The following is a 3,815-nucleotide window of genomic DNA, read 5'->3' as shown; positions in this document are numbered from 1 at the left end:
AGCAGATCCAGAAGGCGGTGGACTGCTACAACGCGGGCGCGCAGGTGCTGCATGTCCACGTGCGCGAGGCCGATGGCCACGGCTCGAAGCGATTGGAGCTGTTCAACGAGATGCTCGCCCGGCTCCGCGAAGCGGTGCCGGAGATGATCCTGCAGGTCGGCGGATCGATCTCGTTCGCGCCGCCAGAAGGCGCCGACAAAGCGAAATGGCTGGACTACGACACCCGCCATATGTTGGCCGATCTCGATCCCGCACCGGATCAGGTCACCATCGCCATCAACACCAGCCAGATGAACGTCACCGAGCTGCTGACCGATGACGACATCGCGGGCACGTCGATCCAGAACCCCGTGCTGTACAAGGCATACCGCGACATGGTGGTCGAAGCCGGTCCGGAGTTCTACATCGAGCATCTGCGCCGCCTGACCGCTGCCGGCATCCAACCGCACTTCATGCTCGGCAGTCTGACTCAGCTGGAAACGGTGGAACGTTTGATCCGCCGTGGCCACTACACCGGTCCGCTGGTGCTGAACTACGTCGCCATCGGCGGCGGTTCGGCGGGGCTGCACCCGGCGGATCTGATCGAGTTCATTCGCCGGACGCCGGACGGTGCGGTGCTGACGATCGAGACGATCATGCGCAATGTGACGCCGATGTGCACGATCGCGATGGCGCTGGGCCAGCACGTGCGGGTCGGTATCGAGGACAACCTGTGGGGCCGCAAGGGCGAACGACGCACCTCGGTGCAGCAGGTCGAGCAGATGGTCCGCATCGCCAACGAGCTGGGCCGCGACGTGGCTTCCTGCAAGGAGGCGCGCGACATCTACCTCTTCGACGAGGTCTACTCCGGCACCGACGAGGCGCTGGCCAAGATCGGGTTCCCGCCCAACCGGCAGCCCGGCCAAGTGGGATTCCTGCACCACGCTTGATCCTTCGCAGGGCAGTGCGCCGACGGTAGCTCAGCGACCGCGGCGCGCTGCCCGCGCTCGTTTTTCATCATTTTCCGGCACCGGTCCCTGCGGGCCCGGTCTTCTAGTTTCACCAGGCTCGAGGATGCGCCATGGATATTCCCACCACTCCCGCCGCCCCTGCGGCGATCACACCCGCGACCCCGAGCGCACGTTCTCGGATCTTTCCGTGGATCGTATTCGGGTTGACCTTCGGGTTGATGTTGTCGGACTACATGTCCCGCCAGGTGCTGGCGGCGGTATTTCCACTGTTGAAATCCGAGTGGGGCCTGTCGGATTCGCAGCTGGGCTCGTTGACCAGCATCGTCGCGTTGATGGTGGGGCTGTTGGCGTTTCCGCTGTCGCTGGTTGCCGACCGCTGGGGCCGTGTGCGCAGCTTGCTGGTCATGGCGACCGTCTGGAGCGCCGCCACTCTGCTGTGCGGGCTGGCCACCGGCTACGGCCAGATGCTCGGTGCACGGTTTCTGGTCGGGGTCGGTGAAGCCGCATACGGCAGCGTCGGGGCCGCAGTGATGCTGTCCGTGTTCGCACCTCGGTTGCGGGCCTCGTTAAGCGGAGCGTTCCTTGCCGGAAGTTCTTTCGGGTCGGTCCTGGGTGTCGCGCTCGGCGGCATCGTCGCCGCACATATCGGCTGGCGATGGACCTTCGTGGTCGTGGCCGTGGTGGGCCTGCTGCTGGTTGCCGCGTTCCGGATGCTGATCACCGAATCCGCCCTGAGCCGTCATCAGGTCGCGGAGGTGCCCGCGCCGGATTCGCCTCCGGCCCCGCACAACACCTCGCGGGCGCCGTTGTCGAGCCTGTTCTCGTCGGTGTCGCTGTGGTGCGCCTACCTCGGTGGCGGCCTGCAACTGTTCGTCGGGGGTGTGCTGCTGGCGTGGTTGCCCAGCTTCTTCAACCGGTCCTATTCGATGCCCCCGGGCCGCGCCGGCCTTGTGGCCTCGGCATATGTGCTGCTCGCCGGAATCGGAATGATCGTGTGCGGCATCATCACCGACCGGATCGGTCGCACCGATCCGGTGCGTCAGTGGAGCAGCGCACTGGTCTACTGCACGATCTCACTGATCCTGTTGACCATCGCGTTCGGGCTCGGCACCGGCCCTGCCCAACTGATCGTGCTCGCGCTGGGGGCACTGACCGCCTCCGGCGCGAGCGGCGCCACGTTCTCGATGGTGGCCAGCCTCACCCATCGCAGCGTGCGTGCCACCGCGTTCGCAACGGTTACCTTGGCCAACAACGTCTTGGGGCTCGCACTCGGCCCGCTCGTGGTCGGCTTCCTCGCCGACCGCTACGGGCTGGCCAACGCCCTGCGACTGGTCCCGTTGGCTTATCTCGGCGCCATCATCGCCCTGGCCCTCGGCCGGCGCGCCTACCCGGCCGGGCTACGCCGCATGGCCGCCCTCGACGCCCGGCCATCGGCCGCGTAACCGCATCGTCTTTGACCTCACCGTCATTGCCCGGCCCGACCGCCACATCACCCGCCACCAACCCATGAGGTGCCGCCGTGCTCAATTTGTCCACCCTGCTGGAAAGTTCAGCCCATCGTTACCCGCACCGCGACGCCGTCGTCGCGGGAGATCAGAGATTGACCTACAAACATGTCGACGCCGCCGCGAACCAGGTCGCCCACCTGCTGGTCGAGCACGGCATCGAACCGGGCGACAAAGTCGCGTTGTCGTGCCCGAATTTGGCGTGGTTTCCGATCATTTACTACGGCATCGTCAAGGCAGGCGCGGTCGTGGTCCCGCTGAACATTCTGCTCAAGGACCGCGAAATCGCTTACCACCTCGACGATTCCGATGCCAAAGCCTATTTCTGCTACCAGGGCACCCCCGAGCTGCCGATCGGCGACTACGGTCGCGCCGGTTTCGAGGCTTCGAGCTGCCGTCACTTGTTCGTCATCGACTCACCCGCCCCACAGGCCGGCGATCCGATCGGTGAATTTGCCACCGCCGTGCGGGCGCAGCCCACCGAGTTCGCCACTTGCTTTCGTGAAGCCGTCGATACCGCGGTCATCCTCTACACCTCCGGTACCACCGGCACACCCAAGGGGGCCGAGCTGACCCACGCGAATCTGCTGCTCAACGCGCTCACCACCAACCGACTGTTCGACGACAATGCTGCTCGACACGACCGGCATCTGGTGGTGCTGCCGCTGTTTCATTCCTTCGGGCAGACGGGGAGCATGAACGCCGGGTTCTCCGTCGCCGCAACCCTGGTCCTGCAGCCTCGTTTCGATGCCGTCACCGCGCTGACGTTGATGCAGACCGAACAGATCACCGTGTTCGCCGGTGTGCCGACTATGTACTGGGGGCTGCTGCAGGCCGTCGACGAGAGCGTCGACCTTCGAGGCATCACCGAACGTCTGCGACTGGCCCTCTCCGGCGGCGCCGCCCTGCCTGTGGAGATCCTGACCCGTTTCCGGCAGCGGTTCGGTGTGGACATCGCCGAAGGCTATGGGTTGTCGGAAACCTCACCGCTGGCCTTGTTCGCCGACCTCGATCACGAGCCGCGCCCGGGGTCGATCGGCCTACCGGTCTGGGGTGTGGAGGTCCGCCTGATCGATGACGAATGGAACACCGTCACCGGGTCCGACATCGTCGGTGAGATCGCCATCCGTGGCCACAATGTCATGAAGGGTTATCACAACAGGCCCGATGCCACCGCCGAGGTCATGTGCGAGGGCTGGTTTCGTACCGGTGACCTGGCCCAGCGCGATACCGATGGCTATTACTACATCGTCGACCGCGTCAAGGACATGATCGTGCGCGGTGGTCTCAACGTCTATCCGCGTGAAATCGAAGAAATCCTCATGACCCATGAGGCGGTCTCGCTCGCCGCTGTGGTCGG

General features: G+C 65.1%; 3 protein-coding genes. All 3 read left to right on the top strand.

Annotated features, from left to right (window positions below; translation table 11 throughout):
• Positions 1 to 929 (top strand): 3-keto-5-aminohexanoate cleavage protein (locus ABZW16_RS43355; protein WP_354961991.1); only part of this gene is annotated, 929 nt, incomplete at its 5' end.
• 131 nt (positions 930 to 1,060) lie between these two features.
• Positions 1,061 to 2,392: an MFS transporter gene (locus ABZW16_RS43350; protein ID WP_354961990.1), complete on the top strand. Its 1,332-nt coding sequence runs from the start codon at positions 1,061 to 1,063 to the stop codon at positions 2,390 to 2,392.
• A 77-nt stretch (positions 2,393 to 2,469) separates the two neighbouring features.
• Positions 2,470 to 3,815 (top strand): AMP-binding protein (locus ABZW16_RS43345; protein ID WP_354961989.1); only part of this gene is annotated, 1,346 nt, incomplete at its 3' end.

It is taken from the genome of Nocardia sp. NPDC004604 (assembly GCF_040609795.1).
GTDB lineage: Bacteria > Actinomycetota > Actinomycetes > Mycobacteriales > Mycobacteriaceae > Nocardia.
Note: the sequence above shows the minus strand (reverse complement) of the source record. Positions and strands in the feature narration are given on the sequence as shown.